This is a genomic window from Shigella sp. FC1967, assembly GCF_001743005.1.
In the GTDB taxonomy this organism is placed as follows: domain Bacteria; phylum Pseudomonadota; class Gammaproteobacteria; order Enterobacterales; family Enterobacteriaceae; genus Proteus.
Map to the genome: position 1 here is coordinate 1 of NZ_MIIZ01000029.1, position 316 is coordinate 316.

Sequence of the window (316 nt, forward strand, 5' to 3'; positions counted from 1 at the left end):
GTTTATCGTTTTGTTTCACTTTATCTTTTTCCGCTGCTTCGCGCTTAGCTAATTCCGCTGCTTCACGTTTTGCTTCTTCAGCTTCACGTTTCGCTTTTTCTTCGGCGTCTTTCTTTGCCTTTTCAGCTTCACGTTTTTGCTTTTTTCTTCAGCTTCGCGCTGTGCTTTCTCTTGTGCTTCGCGCTGGGGCTTTTTTCTTCTGCTTCGCGATGCGCCTTTTTCTTCCGCTTCACGCTGAGCTTGCTCATCCGCTTGCGCTTTTTTCAACGGCGTCACGGTTCACATAAGTGCGTTTTTTTGCGGACTTCGATGGCTA

1 protein-coding gene is annotated in these 316 nt (G+C 47.2%); it reads right to left on the reverse strand.

Translation table 11 applies throughout. From position 1 onward, the window contains the following. Window positions 1-48 precede the first annotated feature (48 nt). Entirely contained in the window at window positions 49-276 is a 228-nt protein-coding gene (locus BHE89_RS24110) for a hypothetical protein (protein ID WP_286145787.1), read from the reverse strand. Window positions 277-316 lie beyond the last annotated feature (40 nt).